At 63.6% G+C, this 16,136-nt stretch carries 15 protein-coding genes and 1 tRNA gene; 14 read left to right on the top strand and 2 right to left on the bottom strand.

The window, feature by feature from the left end; translation table 11 throughout:
- The first annotated feature begins 25 nt into the window (after positions 1–25).
- Entirely contained in the window at positions 26–1,216 is a 1,191-nt protein-coding gene (tuf, locus tag CFE28_12170; protein ID OYU70682.1) for an elongation factor Tu, read from the top strand.
- 109 nt (positions 1,217–1,325) lie between these two features.
- Here the strand turns inward: tuf and CFE28_12165 are convergent, their stop codons facing one another.
- On the bottom strand, positions 1,326–2,207 hold the full coding sequence (locus CFE28_12165; GenBank protein ID OYU70681.1) for a hypothetical protein: 882 nt from the start codon (positions 2,205–2,207) through the stop codon (positions 1,326–1,328).
- A gap of 367 nt (positions 2,208–2,574) precedes the next feature.
- On the opposite strand from CFE28_12165, the gene CFE28_12160 reads away from it, so the two are divergent.
- The 12 genes from CFE28_12160 to CFE28_12105 all read left to right on the top strand — a co-directional run bounded on the left by CFE28_12160 (position 2,575) and on the right by CFE28_12105 (position 10,351).
- Positions 2,575–2,650, top strand: a tRNA-Trp gene (locus CFE28_12160).
- Between the two features lie 67 nt (positions 2,651–2,717).
- The gene (secE, locus tag CFE28_12155; protein ID OYU70680.1) at positions 2,718–3,029 is read left to right on the top strand and encodes a preprotein translocase subunit SecE; all 312 of its coding nucleotides are present in this window, start codon (positions 2,718–2,720) and stop codon (positions 3,027–3,029) included.
- A gap of 10 nt (positions 3,030–3,039) precedes the next feature.
- On the top strand, positions 3,040–3,606 hold the full coding sequence (locus CFE28_12150) for a transcription termination/antitermination protein NusG (GenBank protein ID OYU70679.1): 567 nt from the start codon (positions 3,040–3,042) through the stop codon (positions 3,604–3,606).
- An 81-nt stretch (positions 3,607–3,687) separates the two neighbouring features.
- A complete protein-coding gene (gene rplK, locus CFE28_12145; protein OYU70678.1) occupies positions 3,688–4,119 on the top strand; it encodes a 50S ribosomal protein L11 in 432 nt (143 codons plus the stop codon).
- A gap of 3 nt (positions 4,120–4,122) precedes the next feature.
- Positions 4,123–4,812 carry a 50S ribosomal protein L1 gene (locus tag CFE28_12140; protein OYU70677.1) on the top strand — a complete coding sequence of 230 codons (690 nt, stop codon included), beginning with the start codon at positions 4,123–4,125 and terminating at the stop codon, positions 4,810–4,812.
- Between the two features lie 125 nt (positions 4,813–4,937).
- Positions 4,938–6,017, top strand: coding sequence for a hypothetical protein (locus CFE28_12135; GenBank protein ID OYU70676.1), 1,080 nt, complete (start codon positions 4,938–4,940; stop codon positions 6,015–6,017).
- Positions 6,018–6,067: 50 nt separating this feature from the next.
- Positions 6,068–7,264: an acetyl-CoA acetyltransferase gene (locus tag CFE28_12130; protein ID OYU70675.1), complete on the top strand. Its 1,197-nt coding sequence runs from the start codon at positions 6,068–6,070 to the stop codon at positions 7,262–7,264.
- A gap of 15 nt (positions 7,265–7,279) precedes the next feature.
- Complete coding sequence (locus CFE28_12125) at positions 7,280–7,732, top strand: transcriptional regulator (GenBank protein OYU70674.1); 453 nt, start codon at positions 7,280–7,282, stop codon at positions 7,730–7,732.
- A 33-nt stretch (positions 7,733–7,765) separates the two neighbouring features.
- The gene (locus CFE28_12120; protein OYU70673.1) at positions 7,766–8,593 is read left to right on the top strand and encodes an enoyl-CoA hydratase; all 828 of its coding nucleotides are present in this window, start codon (positions 7,766–7,768) and stop codon (positions 8,591–8,593) included.
- Positions 8,578–9,078 (top strand): hypothetical protein, encoded by a 501-nt coding sequence (locus CFE28_12115; protein ID OYU70672.1) that lies wholly within the window; start codon positions 8,578–8,580, stop codon positions 9,076–9,078. Before CFE28_12120 ends, CFE28_12115 begins: the two co-directional genes overlap by 16 nt.
- A 331-nt stretch (positions 9,079–9,409) precedes the next feature.
- Positions 9,410–9,925 (top strand): 50S ribosomal protein L10, encoded by a 516-nt coding sequence (locus CFE28_12110; GenBank protein ID OYU71690.1) that lies wholly within the window; start codon positions 9,410–9,412, stop codon positions 9,923–9,925.
- Positions 9,926–9,973: 48 nt separating this feature from the next.
- Positions 9,974–10,351 carry a 50S ribosomal protein L7/L12 gene (locus tag CFE28_12105; GenBank protein OYU70671.1) on the top strand — a complete coding sequence of 126 codons (378 nt, stop codon included), beginning with the start codon at positions 9,974–9,976 and terminating at the stop codon, positions 10,349–10,351.
- Positions 10,352–10,412: 61 nt separating this feature from the next.
- Here the strand turns inward: CFE28_12105 and CFE28_12100 are convergent, their stop codons facing one another.
- The gene (locus CFE28_12100) at positions 10,413–11,714 is read right to left on the bottom strand and encodes a hypothetical protein (GenBank protein ID OYU70670.1); all 1,302 of its coding nucleotides are present in this window, start codon (positions 11,712–11,714) and stop codon (positions 10,413–10,415) included.
- Positions 11,715–12,050: 336 nt separating this feature from the next.
- On the opposite strand from CFE28_12100, the gene rpoB reads away from it, so the two are divergent.
- Entirely contained in the window at positions 12,051–16,121 is a 4,071-nt protein-coding gene (gene rpoB / locus CFE28_12095) for a DNA-directed RNA polymerase subunit beta (GenBank protein OYU70669.1), read from the top strand.
- The last annotated feature ends 15 nt before the right edge of the window (positions 16,122–16,136 follow it).

Raw genomic sequence — 16,136 nt, 5'->3', positions numbered from 1 at the left:
CTTCTAGACCGCCGGCAGGAACCCCATGGCCAAAGAGAAATTCGAACGCAACAAGCCGCATTGCAACATCGGCACGATTGGTCACGTTGACCATGGCAAGACGACGCTGACGGCGGCGATTACGATGACGCTGGCCAAGGCCGGCGGCGCGAAGGCCATGGCCTACGCGGACATTGACGCGGCGCCTGAAGAAAAGGCCCGCGGCATCACGATCAACACGGCTCACGTCGAGTATGAGACGGCCAACCGTCACTATGCCCACGTCGACTGCCCTGGCCACGCTGACTATGTGAAGAACATGATCACCGGCGCGGCCCAGATGGACGGCGCCATCCTGGTGGTGAGCGCTGCCGACGGCCCGATGCCCCAGACCCGCGAGCACATCCTGCTGGCCCGTCAGGTCGGCGTGCCGGCCCTGGTCGTCTACATGAACAAGGTCGACCTGGTTGACGACAGCGAGCTGCTGGAACTGGTGGAGATGGAAGTTCGCGAACTTCTGTCGTCCTACGAGTTCCCGGGCGATGACATTCCGATCACCATGGGTTCTGCCAAGGTGGCCATTGACGGCGGCGATCCGAAGATCGGTGAGCAGTCGATCCTGGCTCTGATGGAAACCGTCGACGCCTACATCCCGCAGCCGGAGCGTCCTGTGGACCTTCCGTTCCTGATGCCTGTGGAAGACGTGTTCTCCATCTCGGGCCGCGGCACGGTTGTGACCGGTCGTATCGAGAAGGGCATTGTGAAGGTCGGTGAGGAAGTCGAGATCGTCGGCATCCGCCCTGTGCAGAAGACGGTGTGCACCGGCGTCGAAATGTTCCGCAAGCTGCTTGACCAGGGTCAGGCCGGGGACAATGTCGGCGTTCTGCTGCGCGGCACCAAGCGTGAAGACGTTGAGCGCGGTCAGGTTCTCTGCAAGCCCGGCTCGATCACCCCGCACACCAAGTTCACGGCTGAGGCCTATATCCTGACGAAGGAAGAAGGCGGTCGTCACACGCCGTTCTTCACGAACTATCGTCCTCAGTTCTACTTCCGCACCACCGACGTGACGGGGATCATCCGTCTTCGTGAAGGCGTGGAAATGATCATGCCTGGCGACAATGCCGAGCTGGACGTTGAGCTGATCACCCCGATCGCCATGGATCCGGGCCTGCGCTTCGCCATCCGCGAAGGCGGCCGTACGGTCGGCGCCGGCGTCGTCTCGAAGATCATCGAGTAGTCTTCAGACACCACCCCATAGAAGAGGCCGCCCAGGGAAACCCGGGCGGCCTTTTTTATTGCGCAATGAAGCGGGTCGGGGAGGGGCCAGGGCCCCGTCCCCTTGTCGCCTAACGGACCTGCCGGACCGAGCTGATGGAAAGGCTCAGGCCAAAGCGGCGGAGGTCCGCCACATCGCGGTCAAAGGTTTCGCAGTGACCACGGAAGTCGCTGTCTGCGCAGACTTCCCAGGCGCCGCGTCCGTTGATCCGCAGGCTCTGGGCCTGATCGTTATGGACCCGGGGCAGGTTGCTGTAATTCATTCGGGCTTCGAAGGCCTGTCCGGAGAAGCCGACCACACTGTACAGGTTGAGGCTCGTTCCACCGTGCTGTCCGCCGCCATTCCAGGGCGGGGCTGGCGGCGGTGGAGGCGGAGGGGGGTAGCCTCCGTGGGACTCCACCGGGCGAACGGAGCTGATGGTCTCTCCAAGCCCGTAGCGACGCAGGTCCGGAACGTCCCTGTCAAAGGTCTGGCAGTTGCCGCGGAAGTTGGCGTCGGCGCAGACTTCCCAGTTGCCCCGCCCGGAAATCTTCAGGCTGATGGCCATGTCATTGTACTGGCGAGGAAGGTTCGAGTACTCGCGGGTCGTGTCGATCAGGTGGCCGTCATGATTGGCGTACCTGTAGAGGCTCAGGGTGGAACCGCGGCCGCCGCCGCCATTCCCGCCGCCGGGCGTCAGGGATCCGCAGGTCAGCTGGCCATTCAGATTGACCACCGAGGAGCAGGAGCCGAACTTTAGGCTGGTGGACTGGTAGCGCCCGAACCTGTCCTTGCACTGGCCGGTCATCATGGCGTCACGGCCATACCCGAAGGTGGTTATGTTCTGGCAGGACTGCCAATAGTCACCAGGAGGCGGCGGGGCGCCCCTTGCCTGGGCCAATCCGGATGCGGGCGCTAATGCCATGGCGCCCAGAACCAGTAAAAGTGGAAATCTCTGATCCCTTGATCGCATTTTCTGCCTCCCAAACCCAAACTGCTACCTGAGAATGTTTTCCCACGATAATTGCCATCTAAAAGGGTGGGCAAGGGCATAAGTGTCGAGCCTGGTGTATTTCAGTTGATGGCAAGTCTGCCCGCCAAGGGCTGATCCGGTGTGACCGGGCGCATCAGAGCAGCCTGAAACCGAATATGACCTTGCACTCGCCAAGCGCATTGAAGGGTGCTCCAGCGCTGTTCAGCCCAATCTTGGTGTTTGTCACCCTTGCTCCGAGGCATGGTCGCTGCTAAACGACCCGGCTCTAGTTGAGGGATGCGCGCCGGGAGCCTTTCCGGCGCGTTGTTCATTGGCTGGAGGCCAGACCCGCAAGGGTAAGGTTCGTAGGAGTGTAGCTCAGCTGGTAGAGCATCGGTCTCCAAAACCGAGGGTCGTGGGTTCGAGTCCCTCCACTCCTGCCAATAAGCGCCTATATTAGACCCCGAGGGCGGATCGCCGCCTTCATTGTAGAGAGTTTCGAGACCTTCGATGGCCAGGAAACCCGGCTCAACGCCGACAGCGATGAGGAACCGCGCCGCCAAGACGGCTGCGGCGATCGCCCCTGCCTCGCCTCTGGCGACGACGCCGGCGGCCCCCAAGAAGCGGGTGAGCATCGCCCAGTTCTTCCGGGAAGTCCGCTCTGAAGCTCGCAAGATCACCTGGACCACCCGCAAGGAAACCTGGATCACTTCGGTGATGGTGGCGATCATGGTGGTCATGGCCGCGATCTTCCTGTCCCTGGTCGACTGGATCTTCGGGACGGGCATTGCGCTGATACTGAAACTCGTGAACGGGGGTTGATCCAAAAGACATGAACGCCGAAGCGCCCGTCGTCGCCGCCAATCCCCGCCACAAGTGGTATATCGTCCACGCCTACTCGAACTTCGAGAAGAAGGTGGCCGAGTCCATTCGTGAACAGGCCCATTCCCAGGGTCTGGACGAAAACTTCTCCGACATCCTGGTCCCCACCGAAGACGTGATCGAAATCCGTCGCGGCCGGAAGATCAACGCCGAGCGCAAGTTCTTCCCGGGTTATGTCCTGGTGAAGATGGAGCTCACCGACGAGGCCTATCACCTCATCAAGAACACACCGAAGGTCACCGGGTTCCTGGGCAGCCAGAACAAGCCCATGCCCGTCTCGGAAAAGGAAGTCGCCCGCATTATCGGCGCCATCGAAGAAGGTGTGGAGCGGCCCAAGCCGACCATCCAGTTCGAGATCGGCGAGACCGTGCGGGTTACGGATGGCCCGTTCGCCAGCTTCAACGGCTCGGTGGAACAGGTCGACGAAGAACGCGCCCGCCTGCGCGTGACCGTGTCCATCTTCGGACGCGCCACGCCGGTCGAGCTCGAATACGGGCAGGTGGAGAAGGTCTCCTAACCACCCGTACAAACCCGTGGGAGGAGCGCCAGTCTCCGCACCACGGCTCAACCGACCGGAAACCGGTCAAAGAGGAGAAACATGGCCAAGAAAATTCTGGGCTATATCAAGCTGCAGGTGCCCGCGGGCTCCGCAACGCCTTCGCCGCCCATCGGGCCGGCTCTGGGTCAGCGCGGCGTCAACATCATGGGCTTCTGCAAGGAGTTCAACGCCCGTACCGAGAAGGAAACCAAGGGCACGCCCCTGCCGACGGTCATCACCGTCTATCAGGACAAGTCCTTCACCTTCATCACCAAGACTCCGCCCGCCACCCACTTCATCAAGCAGGCCCTGAACCTGAAGTCCGGCTCGAAGCTGCCGGGCCGGGATACGGCCGGTTCGATCACCCGCACCCAGCTGCGCGAGATCGCGACCAACAAGATGAAGGACCTGAACGCCAACGACATCGAGGCCGCGGCCAAGATCATCGAAGGCTCCGCCCGGTCCATGGGCCTGTCGATTGTGGAGGCCTAAGACATGACCAAGCTGACCAAGCGCATCAAGGCCCGCACGGGCGACCGCACTGTCGCCCATCCGGTGGAAGCTGCCGTCGCACTGGTGAAGGCCAACGCCACCTCCAAGTTTGATGAAAGCGTCGAAATCGCCGTCAATCTGGGCGTCGACCCCCGTCACGCTGACCAGCAGGTCCGCGGCGTGGTGAACCTGCCTTCCGGCACCGGCCGCGACGTCCGCGTCGCCGTCATCGCCAAGGACGCCAAGGCTGCTGAAGCCACCGCCGCCGGGGCCGACATTGTCGGCGCTGAAGAGCTGGTTGAACGCATCCAGGGCGGCTTCATGGACTTTGACCGCGTCATCGCCACCCCCGACATGATGGCCCTCGTCGGCCGTCTGGGTAAGGTGCTGGGCCCCCGCGGCCTGATGCCGAACCCGCGCGTCGGCACCGTGACCCCCAACGTGGCTCAGGCCGTGAAGGACGCCAAGGGCGGCGCCATCGAGTTCCGCACCGAAAAGACCGGCATCATCCACGCCGGCATCGGCAAGGCGAGCTTCACCGATGACCAGATCCTGGCCAATGTCCGGGCCCTGGTTGACGCACTGAACAAGGCCAAGCCGTCCGGCGCCAAGGGCGTCTACATCAAGCGTATCAGCCTGTCCTCGACCATGGGACCGGGCTTCAAGGTCGAAACCAACACGGTCGGCGTCTAAGCCTCACCGTCTTCGATCTGCGAAAGACAGGGGCGCTGCAGTCATGCAGCGCCCTTTTTCGTGGGCAAAAGATTGTCCCCCGGCTTCCCTCAGCTATTGTCGCGGTAACGAGAGGGAGGAAGGTCATGCTTCAGAGGCGTCTTGCGGCCCTTGCAAGCGGGGTTCTGATATCGCTCAGCCTGTCGGGGACCGCCCTGGCGGAGAAGTTCAACTTCGTCGCCCTGGGCGATACGGCCTACAATCCCGCCGTCGACTATCCAGTCTATGACGCCCTGATCAGCCGCATAAACGCCTCCCAGCCGGCCTTCAGTATCCATGTTGGCGATATCTGGGGCGCCTCGCCCTGTACCGAAGACGAGCACAAGCGGGTCCTCGGCTGGTTCGCCCGATATGAGCAGCCTGTGGTCTATACGCCCGGCGACAATGAATGGACGGATTGCCGCAAGCCGGAGGTGCTCGAGGCCTATACCCGGTATGTCGCCGGCAAGGCGACGCCGCAGGACTATGTCCTCCTATTGCCGCTCCGTGGTCTGGACGCCAATATGAAGGGCGAGGGCTTTGACAATCCCCTCGGGGCCCTTGCCCTGATCCGCAAACTCTATTTCGGAAAGCCCCAGAGCCTGGGGGCACACCCCATGCCTGTGGTTCGGCAGCCGGATGTCTCTGATTTCAAGGCTGTGGTTGAGAATGCCAGATGGGAGAAGGGCGGCGTTGTCTTCGCCACGATCAGCGTGCCCGGATCAGGCAATGGCTTCACCATGGTCGATCCTGTCCGGGCGACTGAAGCGATTGAACGCAATCGCGCCAATGTGGAATGGATCAAGGCGACCTTCGCCCAGGCCAAGGCCAGCAAGGCCAAGGCCGTTGTTATCGCCATGCAGGCGGGCATGTTCTTCGATCAGCAGGGCGATGAGTTCTCCGGAAAGCAACTGCGCGGCGGCGCCGAGGGGCCGTACTACTGGGTGGCCCTGGCCATCCGCGACCTGGGCTCCCAGTTCGGCAAGCCGGTCCTGCTGATCAATGGCGACTTCCATGATCTGATTGTCGACCGCCCGTTCCGGGTGGGGCAGGGCGAGTCCAAGCCGCCGCTCTATGGCAACATCACGCGGTTGCAGGTCTATGGCGCCCCTGATCTCAAGGCCGTTTCGGTGGGCGTCGATACTGACACGCCCTGGGTCTTCAGCTTCTCGCCGCTATACAACTGACCGATCAGGCCCTATCGCCTGCGCCCATCCTTGCAATCCTGGAGCCTGTCATGAAACGCGCCGCCATCGTCTCGCCCATCCGCACGGCTGTTGGAAAGTTTCAGGGGGGCCTGTCCAGCCTGACCGCCGGAGAGCTGGGGGCCGAGGTGCTCAAGGCCCTGGTGGAACGGACGAAGATCGACCCCGAGCGCATTGACGACGTGATCTTCGCCCAGGGCTATGGCTCGGGCGAGGCGCCCTGCATCGCCCGCTGGTCGGCCCTGGCGGCGGGCCTGCCGATCAGCGTGCCGGGCTATCAGCTGGACCGCCGTTGCGGCTCTGGCCTGCAGGCGGTGATCGATGCGGCCATGATGGTCCAGACGGGCGTTGCCGACATCGTCGTCGCCGGCGGCGTCGAGAGCATGAGCAATGTGGAGTACTACACCACCGACATGCGCAATGGCGCGCGGATGGGGTCTGTCACCATGCACGACCGCCTGTCCCGCGGCCGGGTGATGAGCCAGCCCATCGAGCGGTTCGGCGTGATTTCCGGCATGATCGAGACGGCCGACAACCTGGCGCGCGACTATCAGATCAGCCGGGAAGAGTGCGATGAATACGCCGCCATGAGCCACCAGAGGGCGGCGGCGGCCTGGGCGGCGGGCAAGTTCGACGACGAGCTGGTGCCGGTCTCGGTCAAGCAGAAGAAGGGTGATCCCATCATCTTCGCCAAGGATGAAGGCGTCCGCGCCGACGCGACCGCTGAAAGCCTTGGCCAGCTGCGCGCCATCGAAAAGGGCGGGGTGGTCACCGCCGGCAACGCCAGCCAGCAGAATGATGCGGCGGCCGCCTGCCTGGTGGTCAGTGAAGACAAGCTGGCCGAGCTGAACCTGGATCCCATGGGCTGGTTCGTCAGCTGGGCGGCGGCGGGCTGTGAGCCCTCCCGCATGGGCATTGGCCCGGTGCCGGCGGTCGAGCGCCTGTTCGCCCGCACCGGCATGGGCTGGGATGACATCGATCTGGTGGAGCTGAACGAGGCCTTCGCGCCCCAGGTCCTGGCCGTTCTGCGCGGATGGGGCTGGGACGAGCGCGACCGGCTGAACGTCAACGGGTCGGGGATTTCCCTGGGCCACCCCATCGGCGCCACTGGCGGCCGGATCCTGGCCAACCTGCTGCGGGAGCTGCAACGTCGCGACGGGCGCTATGGTCTGGAGACCATGTGCATCGGCGGCGGGCAGGGCATTGCCGCCATCTTCGAGCGGGCCTGATCATGGAGCAGGGGCATGCCAAAGGTTGACCTCGGCGCGGTTCCGGAACGCCGGGGCGTTGGCTATCCGTCGCCCTTTGACCAGCCCTGCGCTGAGCGTATCCGCAAGCGCCTTGGCGACGCTGGCGGCCTGACGGACTTCGGCGTCAACCTCATGCGGCTGCCGCCTGGAAACTGGTCCAGCCAGCGTCATTGGCACTCTGATGAGGACGAGTTCGTCTACGTCATCGAAGGCGAACTGGTCCTGGTGGAGGACGGCGGCGAAACCCTCCTGCGCGCCGGGGACAGTGCGGCCTTTCCCAAGGGAACGGGCGATGGTCACCACCTGATCAACCGGTCCAAGGTGACGGCGATCTACCTGGAAGTGGGGGCCAGGTCAGAGGCCGACGTCACCATCTGCTCGGACATTGACCTGATGAGCGCATCTGCAGACGGTTGCTTCAAACACAAGGACGGCTCACCCTACTGAAACCATAGGCAAGGTCGCCGCCCGGAGGACTCCATGGAGCTCAAGGCCACACGGTACGAGGTCGATCAGGGGGTGGCCGTGGTCACCCTGGCGAGGCCCAAGCGTCGCAATGCCTGGACCGGGCGCATGCACACGGAGTATCGCTGGATACTGGCCCAGGCCGATCAGGACCCTGCGGTCCGGGTGATTGTTGTGACCGGTGATCCGGAAGGTCAGGCCTTCTGCGCAGGAGCTGACCTTGGCGCCCTGGACGGGCACGCCGAGAAGGGCCGCTATGACAGCGGGACCGATGACACCATCTCCATGCCGGGCTTTGGCGTCGATCCGGCGTTCGACGCAACCTTCGCCTATCATTTCGGGATCGGAAAGCCGGTCATTGCGGCGATCAATGGTCCGGCGGCCGGGGTCGGCCTGGTCCTGGCGGCCTTTGCGGACCTGCGGTTCTGCGTGCCTGGCGCCAAGTTCACAGCAGCGCACGGACGGTTCAACTTCCCGGCGGAGTTCGGCCTGTCCTGGGTCCTGACACGGATTGTCGGTCTGACTCACGCCAATGACATTCTGCTGTCTAGCCGGACCTTCACCTCTGAAGAGGCCATGGCCATGGGGTTCCTGAACAGGTTGATCGCGCCGGAAGACCTCATGGCCCAGGTGCTGGACTATGCCCGAACCCTGGCGCGCAATGTCGCCCCGGGATCTGCACGGGAGTCGAAGCGCCAGATCTATCGGGACCTGCATCGCGACGCGGCGGCTTCGGTAGTCGCCGCCGAGCGACTGCTGGAGGCCATGATCCGCGAGCCGGACTACAAGGAGGGCGTCCGCGCCTGGACCGAAAAGCGACCAGCTGAATGGACCAAGGCATGACCCGAGACGAGCTGGCAGATCTGCTGGAAGAGTTGGCGGCCGATCTCGACACCATGGATCATCCCTGGCGTTTGATCGGCAGCGCTGCCCTGATGGTGGCCGGGGTGGACTGGCCGTCCTGTCAGGACATCGACATCCTGACGACCGCCATCGGCGCCCAGGCCCTGGAGGCCCGTTGGGCGATCCGGAGGGACACGGGATACCCCCTTGATGGCGAAGCGCCGTTCAGGTCGCGGTTTTCGACCTACGACTTCACCCACGGGCGTGTGGAAGTGATGGGTGATCTGATGGTGCGGGGCCCCTACGGCTGGACACCTCTGGATCCCGGGCCCGTGGCCCATCACCACTTCGCCGGAAGGATGTGGCCGGCGCCGGACCTCGATGATCAGGTCAGGATCCTTAAGACCTTCGGTCGACCCAAGGACCTGGAGAAGGCCGCAGTCCTGGCGGCCCATATCCTTGACCGTCCGCAGCAGGGCGCTTGAGTTTCCCCCGCGGCTCGTGTACACGCCGCCCCTTCTAGAGTTTCGCCTCCTCCGCCAAGGGGAGGCGGGTTCGGGGGTTCGCCCCCGATCCTGTCCATGAACTGCGAGGTTTCCGGGGCCACCGGAGACCATAATCGGCGGAAGAGCCCTTCCGTGATCGCGGGGAGACGGGGAGATGAGGTTTCCATTGGCTCGGCGCGTCAGCGCCTGGGCGTCGGAGACTGCGGCTTCTCAAGGACAGGCTGATCCAAGGGTCCGGGCAACCGGGCTTCAGGATCATATTGCGGCTTCGGGAATTGTCCCGAGGTCGGACCTGAGTATGGAGACCGCAATGGACCGCGCTCAAAAGCAGGTTTCGATCGAGACGCTCAAGGGCGTTTTCGAAGAGGCCGGCGCCGTGGTCGTGACCCACAATCTGGGTCTGACTGTTGCGGAAATGACCGATCTTCGGGGCCGCCTCCGCAAGGAAGGCGCCCATCTGAAGGTGGTGAAGAACACCCTGGCTCAAAAGGCACTTGCCGGCTCGATCGGTGAAGCGGGCGACGCCCTCTTCGCTGGCCCCGTCGCCATCGCCTATGCGCCAGACCCTGTCTCCGCCGCCAAGGTCGCAACCCAGTTCGCCAAAGAGAACGACAAGCTCGCCATCATCGGCGGCTTCATGGGTAAGGAAGTTCTGGACAACAAGGGCATCGGGGCGCTCGCCACCCTGCCTTCGCTGGACGAACTCCGCGGCAAGCTCATCGGCCTGCTTCAAGCGCCTGCGACCAAGATCGCCGGCGTCCTGCAAGCCCCTGGTGCGCAGATTGCGCGCGTTCTGTCGGCCTACGCCGCCAAAGACGCCGCCTGATCGGTATTTCCCAGATAACCAACCTCATCACCTAAAGGATAAAACCCTATGTCTAAGCTTGAAAAGCTGGTCGAAGACCTCTCCGCCCTGACCGTTCTGGAAGCCTCGGAACTCTCGAAGCTCCTCGAAGACAAGTGGGGCGTTTCCGCCGCTGCTCCGGTGGCCGTGGCCGCCGCCGCCGCCGCCGCCCCGGCTGAAGCTGCTGAAGAGCAGACCGAGTTCACCGTTGTCCTCACCGACGGCGGCGACAAGAAGATCAACGTGATCAAGGAAGTCCGCGGCGTCCGTCCGGACCTCGGCCTGAAGGAAGCCAAGGACCTGGTCGAAGGCGCTCCTCAGAACGTCGTCGAAAACGTTTCGAAGCAACAGGCCGACGAAGTCGCCAAGAAGCTCACCGAAGCCGGCGCCAAGGTCACCGTGAAGTAAGACAGACGCTTCCAGCGTTATGTTTCAGAGCGGGCCTGGGGGGAAACCTCCGGGCCCGTTTTCATTTGGACAGGCCCCAGTCCACCAGAACTTCCTCGGGCCTGGTCAGGGTTGACCGCAGGCCCGCCGGGCGATCGGTTTCCGGCATGCCGTTGATCGCCCAGACGATGGTCCGGCCGTCCTTTACATTCCAGAACAGGCCGGTCATCCAGCCATAGGCGTCCCCAAGGTGTCCGCGCCAGTCGGCGGTGTCGGGGCCGAAGAAGGCGTCTCCTGAGGGACCGGGGCGTCCCATGGGGGTCTGCATGCCCAGGCCATAGCTCTGGAAAACGCCTTCGTCGGTCTGTCCGTTCGGGTGGGACAGGTCCAGGCGCCAGGCAGGCGCTTCCATCATGGCGATGACCTTGGGATCCATGACCTGCCGGCCACGCCAACGGCCCTTTGCTGAAAACACCCGGGCCAGACGGTCCATGTCCTTGAGGCCCAGACGCAGACCGCCAAGCGGGGAGGTCAGGAAGCCATTGGCTCCGGGCTGATAGTCGTCGAGGCTGACGCCGGGAACGTCCTTCGCCTTCGCCAGGAAGAGCTCGGGGAAGGGCGGTGGCGGGGCGTCGACCTGGGGTGTCCAGGCGCCATCCAGCCAGCGCATGCCTGCCGCCGCACGGGCGCGCCTCCCTGCCGAAACGCCGCTCCAGTTAAAGCCAATGTCCAGGCCAAGGGGGCTGAACAGGGCCTGGTGCATGAAAAGGTCGAAGCGCTGACCGCTGAGGGCTTCGGCCATCTGGGCCAGGAGGGCGAAGTTCACGTCGGCATAGGTGAACCAGGCGCCCGGGCGATAAGTCGCCGGCCCGAACCACTGGCCCTCATCATAATGGCGCCCGCCTGGCAGGAAGGCTTCGCTGAGCGCGTGACCGAGGGGCACGGGATAGCTCGGCCCGTTCCGCAGGCCGCTGGTGTGGGAGAGCAGCATGCTGGGGGTGATCGGCGTGTCCGGAAAGGCCGGATGCCTCAGCCGGAAGCCGAGATGATCTGAAGCGTCGGAGTCAAGACTGACCCCCTTTGCCGAAAAGAGGGGAAGGATGGCGACCGTGGCGATCATCTTCGAGACTGACGCCACCCTGAACGGGGCCTCGAGGGTAAAGGTGTTGAAAACACCATCGGGGCCCCAGGCGCGGCCGAGCGCCAATTGTCGCAGCACCCGGCCGTCCGGGCCGCGGGCGATCAGTCCGGCGCTGAGGGTTCCCGGACCATTTTCCGGGGCGATCAATACGGGTGGCGGCGTCGTTGCTCCGGCCAGGCCCAGTGAGGTAAGGCCGAGGGCCACGGTGCGACGGTCCGGGGCGCGGGTCATGGGAGCCTCCATTTTGCGGCTTCAGCCGCACGACTCATGCTGGCTAGACCGAATTGCGAGGCGCGGGCGAGGGGGCTTCCCAAAAAAAACTGTGCAAAGGGCTTTTCTTCCGTGAGCAAAACCCCTAACTGGGCGGCTCCGCAAAATCCGACTTCGCTCTAGACACGATTCTGCGTGCGCATTCGTTCCGAGGCATGGCCCGTTACCCTCCGGCCATGCGAGGGAACGCCCCTGGCGTTGTTAGGGGCTTCCAGTGTCCGGCTCCCGTCTGGGGGTTGAGGGTGGACGCAGGATTTGAACACGACTTGACGCGCGGAAACCGTTCCGGGCGTCGCTCAAGGGAAAAAAATGGCGCAATCCTTCACCGGTAAAAAGCGGATCCGTCACTCGTTCGGCCGCATCCCCGAAGCCGTGCAGATGCCGAACCTGATCGAGGTTCAGCGCTCCTCCTACGAACAGTTCCTGCAGAGAGAGACCCGTGTGGCGGACCGCCGCATCGAGGGCATCGAAGCGGTCTTCCGGTCGGTCTTCCCGATCAAGGACTTCAACGAGCGCGCTGTGCTGGAATATGTCTCCTACGAATTTGAGGAGCCCAAGTACGACGTCGAAGAGTGCGTCCAGCGCGACATGACCTATGCGGCGCCGCTGAAGGTCAAGCTTCGCCTGATCGTGTTCGAAACCGACGAAGAAACCGGCGCCCGCTCCGTGAAGGATATCAAGGAGCAGGACGTCTATATGGGCGATATCCCGCTCATGACGGAGAAGGGCACCTTCATCGTCAATGGCACCCAGCGGGTCATCGTCTCACAGATGCACCGTTCGCCCGGCGTGTTCTTCGACCACGACAAGGGCAAGACCCACTCGTCGGGCAAGCTGCTGTTCGCCGCCCGCGTCATTCCCTATCGCGGTTCCTGGCTGGACTTCGAGTTCGACGCCAAGGACATCGTCTTCGTCCGTATCGACCGTCGCCGCAAGCTGCCGGCCAGCACCTTCCTGATGGCGCTGGGCATGGATGGCGAAGAAATCCTGTCGACCTTCTATGAAAGCGTTCCCTTCGAGAAGCGCGATGGCGGCTGGGCCACCCCGTACAAGGCCGAGCGCTGGCGCGGCGTGAAGCCGGAATACCCCCTGGTCAACGCCGAGACGGGCGAGGAAATCGCTCCGGCCGGCCAGAAGGTTTCGGCCCGTAACGCCAAGAAGTTCGCAGACGGTGGTCTTTCGACCCTGCTCCTGCCGCCGGAAGCCCTGACGGGCCGCTATATGGCCCGCGACCTGGTCAATATGGAAACCGGCGAAATCTACGCCGAAGCCGGCGACGAGCTCGATGTCGCCCTGATCCAGGCCCTGGCCGATCAAGGCTTCAACACCCTCGACGTCCTGGACGTCGATGATGTGACCATGGGCGCCTACATGCGCAACACCCTGCGCGTGGACAAGAACTCGTCCCGCGAAGACGCCCTGTTCGACATCTATCGCGTCATGCGTCCGGGCGAGCCGCCGACGGTGGAAGCCGCCGAGGCCATGTACAAGTCGCTGTTCTTCGACGGCGAACGCTATGACCTGTCTTCGGTCGGCCGCGTGAAGATGAACATGCGCCTGGAGCTGGATTGCCCCGACGACGTCCGCGTCCTGCGCAAGGAAGACGTTCTGGCGGTTCTGCAGACCCTGGTTGGCCTGCGCGATGGCCGCGGCGAAATCGACGACATCGACAACCTCGGCAACCGCCGGGTCCGTTCGGTCGGCGAACTGCTGGAAAACCAGTACCGCGTCGGCCTGCTCCGCATGGAGCGGGCGATCAAGGAGCGCATGAGCTCGGTCGATATCGACACGGTCATGCCGCACGACCTGATCAACGCCAAGCCGGCCGCTGCAGCCGTCCGGGAGTTCTTCGGATCCTCCCAGCTGTCGCAGTTCATGGACCAGACCAACCCGCTGTCGGAAATCACCCACAAGCGCCGTCTCTCGGCCCTTGGCCCGGGTGGTCTGACCCGCGAGCGCGCAGGCTTCGAAGTCCGCGACGTGCACCCGACCCACTATGGCCGGATCTGCCCGATTGAAACGCCGGAAGGCCCGAACATCGGCCTGATCAACTCGCTGGCCACCCATGCCGTGGTCAACAAGTACGGCTTCATCGAGAGCCCCTACCGCCGGATCAAGGACGGCAAGACCACGGAGGACGTGGTCTACATGTCCGCCATGGAAGAGGCCAAGCACGTCATCGCCCAGGCCAATATCAAGATCATCGACGGCGAGATCGTCGAGGATCTGGTCCCCGGCCGGATCAATGGCGAACCTTCGCTCCTGCCCAAGGCCGACGTCGACCTGATGGACGTGTCGCCCAAGCAGGTGGTGTCTGTCGCCGCTTCGCTGATCCCCTTCCTCGAAAACGATGACGCCAACCGCGCCCTCATGGGCTCGAACATGCAGAAGCAGGCTGTGCCTCTGATCCAGTCCGACGCCCCCCTGGTGGGCACCGGCATGGAAGCCATCGTGGCCGTGGACTCCGGCGCCGTCGTGGTCGCCCGCCGCACCGGCGTGGTCGAGCAGCTGGACGGGACCCGGATCGTCATCCGGGCGACGGAAGACAACGACCCGACCCGTTCGGGCGTCGACATCTATCGCCTGCAGAAGTTCCAGCGTTCCAACACCTCGACCTGCATCAACCAGCGCCCGCTGGTCCGCGTGGGGGACAAGGTCAATACGGGCGACGTGATCGCCGACGGTCCGTCGACCGACCTGGGCGAACTGGCCCTGGGCCGGAACACCCTCGTCGCCTTCATGCCCTGGAATGGCTACAACTTCGAAGACTCCATCCTGATCTCCGAGCGCATCGTGCGGGACGACGTCTTCACGTCGATCCACATTGAAGAGTTCGAAGTGATGGCCCGGGACACCAAGCTCGGTCCGGAAGAAATCACCCGCGACATTCCCAACGTTGGTGAAGAAGCCCTGCGCAACCTCGACGAAGCCGGCATTGTCGCCATCGGCGCCGAAATCCTGCCGGGCGACATCCTGGTGGGCAAGGTCACGCCAAAGGGCGAAAGCCCGATGACGCCGGAAGAAAAGCTGCTCCGCGCCATCTTCGGTGAAAAGGCCTCCGACGTTCGCGACACCTCGCTGAAGCTGCCCCCCGGCGTCGCCGGCACGGTGGTTGAGGTCCGGGTGTTCAACCGTCATGGCGTCGAAAAAGACGAACGCGCCCTGGCCATTGAACGGGCCGAAATCGACCGTCTGGGCAAGGACCGCGACGACGAGTTCGCCATCCTGAACCGCAACGTCACCAGCCGTCTGCGTACGCTGATCGTCGGCAAGGTCGCCGTTTCCGGTCCGAAGGGCCTGGGCCGTGGCGAAGTCACCGCCGAGAAGCTGGACGAAATCGCGCCCGGTCTCTGGTGGCAGATCGCCATGGAAGACGAAAAGGCCATGGGTGAGCTGGAGGCCATGCGCCGCCAGTTCGACGAAGCCCGCAAGCGCCTGGACCGTCGTTTCGAGGACAAGGTCGACAAGCTGCAGCGCGGCGACGAACTGCCTCCTGGCGTGATGAAGATGGTCAAGGTCTTCGTGGCCGTGAAGCGCAAGCTTCAGCCCGGCGACAAGATGGCCGGCCGTCACGGCAACAAGGGGGTTATCTCCAAGATCCTTCCGATCGAGGACATGCCCTATCTGGAAAACGGCCAGAACGTCGACATCGTGCTCAACCCCCTGGGCGTGCCCAGCCGGATGAACGTGGGTCAGATCTTCGAAACCCACCTGGGTTGGGCCGCAGCCGGTCTTGGCCGTCAGATCGCCGAGCTTATGGAAGCCTGGCAGAATGGCGGACAGAAGCAGGCCCTGATCGATCATCTCCGCAGCGTCTACGGCCCCGATCAGGAGCTGCCCGACACCGAGGAAGAGCTGATCGAGCTGTGCAAGAACCTGTCCAAGGGCGTGCCCTTCGCGACCCCGGTCTTTGACGGCGCGCACATCGACGACATCGAGAACCTGCTGGAAAAGGCGGGTCTCGACCGGTCGGGTCAGTCGACCCTGTACGATGGCCAGACGGGCGAACGCTTCAAGCGTCCGGTCACCGTGGGCTATATCTACATGCTCAAGCTGCACCACCTGGTGGATGACAAGATCCACGCCCGCTCCATCGGTCCGTACAGCCTCGTTACCCAGCAGCCGCTGGGCGGCAAGGCCCAGTTCGGCGGTCAGCGTTTCGGGGAAATGGAGGTCTGGGCTCTGGAAGCCTACGGCGCCGCCTACACCCTGCAGGAAATGCTGACGGTGAAGTCCGACGACGTGGCGGGACGGACCAAGGTCTACGAGTCCATTGTCCGCGGCGACGACACCTTCGAGGCCGGCATTCCGGAGAGCTTCAACGTTCTCGTGAAGGAAATGCGGTCCCTGGGCCTGAATGTGGAGCTGGAGAACGGCTAACCGCCGGACTTCGAT

Source organism: Alphaproteobacteria bacterium PA2 (genome assembly GCA_002256425.1).
Classification (GTDB): Bacteria; Pseudomonadota; Alphaproteobacteria; order Caulobacterales; family Caulobacteraceae; genus Phenylobacterium.
Note: the sequence above shows the minus strand (reverse complement) of the source record. Positions and strands in the feature narration are given on the sequence as shown.

Excerpts from the sequence above, each read along its gene's own strand:
- tuf (OYU70682.1), top strand. The coding sequence starts at position 26 with ATGGCCAAAGAGAAATTCGAACGCAACAAGCCGCATTGCAACATCGGC.
- CFE28_12165 (OYU70681.1), bottom strand. The coding sequence starts at position 2,207 with ATGCGATCAAGGGATCAGAGATTTCCACTTTTACTGGTTCTGGGCGCC.
- secE (OYU70680.1), top strand. The coding sequence starts at position 2,718 with ATGGCCAGGAAACCCGGCTCAACGCCGACAGCGATGAGGAACCGCGCC.
- CFE28_12150 (OYU70679.1), top strand. The coding sequence starts at position 3,040 with ATGAACGCCGAAGCGCCCGTCGTCGCCGCCAATCCCCGCCACAAGTGG.
- rplK (OYU70678.1), top strand. The coding sequence starts at position 3,688 with ATGGCCAAGAAAATTCTGGGCTATATCAAGCTGCAGGTGCCCGCGGGC.
- CFE28_12140 (OYU70677.1), top strand. The coding sequence starts at position 4,123 with ATGACCAAGCTGACCAAGCGCATCAAGGCCCGCACGGGCGACCGCACT.
- CFE28_12135 (OYU70676.1), top strand. The coding sequence starts at position 4,938 with ATGCTTCAGAGGCGTCTTGCGGCCCTTGCAAGCGGGGTTCTGATATCG.
- CFE28_12130 (OYU70675.1), top strand. The coding sequence starts at position 6,068 with ATGAAACGCGCCGCCATCGTCTCGCCCATCCGCACGGCTGTTGGAAAG.
- CFE28_12125 (OYU70674.1), top strand. The coding sequence starts at position 7,280 with ATGCCAAAGGTTGACCTCGGCGCGGTTCCGGAACGCCGGGGCGTTGGC.
- CFE28_12120 (OYU70673.1), top strand. The coding sequence starts at position 7,766 with ATGGAGCTCAAGGCCACACGGTACGAGGTCGATCAGGGGGTGGCCGTG.
- CFE28_12115 (OYU70672.1), top strand. The coding sequence starts at position 8,578 with ATGGACCAAGGCATGACCCGAGACGAGCTGGCAGATCTGCTGGAAGAG.
- CFE28_12110 (OYU71690.1), top strand. The coding sequence starts at position 9,410 with ATGGACCGCGCTCAAAAGCAGGTTTCGATCGAGACGCTCAAGGGCGTT.
- CFE28_12105 (OYU70671.1), top strand. The coding sequence starts at position 9,974 with ATGTCTAAGCTTGAAAAGCTGGTCGAAGACCTCTCCGCCCTGACCGTT.
- CFE28_12100 (OYU70670.1), bottom strand. The coding sequence starts at position 11,714 with ATGGAGGCTCCCATGACCCGCGCCCCGGACCGTCGCACCGTGGCCCTC.
- rpoB (OYU70669.1), top strand. The coding sequence starts at position 12,051 with ATGGCGCAATCCTTCACCGGTAAAAAGCGGATCCGTCACTCGTTCGGC.